1 protein-coding gene and 1 pseudogene are annotated in these 1,180 nt (G+C 75.2%); both read right to left on the bottom strand.

What is annotated here, in order from left to right:
- Window positions 1-264 (bottom strand): annotated as a pseudogene (locus N869_RS15230) (hypothetical protein); the annotation flags it as partial.
- Between the two features lie 53 nt (window positions 265-317).
- Window positions 318-1,088: a class I SAM-dependent methyltransferase gene (locus N869_RS15225; protein ID WP_198026111.1), complete on the bottom strand. Its 771-nt coding sequence runs from the start codon at window positions 1,086-1,088 to the stop codon at window positions 318-320.
- Window positions 1,089-1,180 lie beyond the last annotated feature (92 nt).

Raw genomic sequence — 1,180 nt, 5'->3', positions numbered from 1 at the left:
ACCCACGATGCGGTCGGCGATGCCGAAGATCTGCATCGACTTCGCGACCAGGCCCTCCCACTCCATGACCACGGCGCGCTCGACGGTGCCGGGGAGCGTGACCTCACGGTCCCAGTGGTCGACGACGACGCGCTCGTCGGTGATCCTCTCGGCAGCGACCTCGGGGTCCTCGGTGGCTGGGGTGCACGCCGCGAGCGCGGCGACGGCGACCGCGAGGCCGGCCGCGAGGGTCCGGGCGCGCGGGCGTCGGGTGGGGGTGGTCATGGGGGTTCCTCTTCTCGATGGGTTCGGGTTGGGGTGGATCAGGTGGGGTGTGCTCAGCGCACGGCGACCAGCACGACGCTGGTCCCGTGCTGCCAGGCGGTGCCGACGCTGGTGAAGCCGGCTCTGCGGAGCAGGGCGGTGTGCACCGCGAGCGGGACGGCGTGGTCGCCGCTGACGGTGGGTCCCTGGCGGCGCAGGGCGAGGAGGTCGGCCATGTCGGGGTGGGACTCGACGTCCTGCCACCACTGGGCCCAGTCCCGCTGAGGGAGGTCACCGGCGGGTGGGAGGAGCCGTGCGTGCACCGCGTCCAGGGCGGGGTCGCCGCTGGGGAGGTGGTCGGCGTTGACGAGCAGCCCACCGGGGCGCACCAGGGCGGCGAGGTCCCGGTAGAGACGGGCGAGGGCCTCCGGGTCGAGGTAGTGCAGGGCTGTGGAGGAGACGACCGCGTCGACGGGTCGGGTGAGACCGGCGGTGCGGGGCCATCCGGGTGCACCGATGAGCACCTGGGTGAACCGGCCGACCTCGGGGCACGCGGCGCGGCCGAGGGCGAGGAGCAGCGGGTCGGCGTCCAGGCCGATCACGTGGGCTGACGGCAGGCGCCGGGCGACCCTGGCGGTGAGGGAGCCCGGCCCGCACCCGAGGTCCACGACGGTCGGGTTCGCCGGGCCTGGGTGACCGGCGAGGACGTCGAGGACGACCTCGAAGCGGGTGTCCCGGTGCAGGGCGTACCGCTGCTGCTGCTCGTCCCACTCCTGGACCAGGCGCCGGGCCAGGTGCGGGTCGACGGACGGGGACGAGGTCCCAGCCAGGGTGCGGGTGCTCACGTGGTGACCGCCTCGGGCAGGGGCGGCGCACCGGTCGCGGGCACCTGCGGGTCGTGGCCGGTGGCGGGCAGCGGCAGGGCGGCGACCAGGGC

The sequence above is a fragment of the Cellulomonas bogoriensis 69B4 = DSM 16987 genome, from assembly GCF_000767165.1.
GTDB classification, from domain to species: Bacteria; Actinomycetota; Actinomycetes; order Actinomycetales; family Cellulomonadaceae; genus Actinotalea; species Actinotalea bogoriensis.
This window is presented reverse-complemented; position numbering and strand designations above follow the sequence as displayed.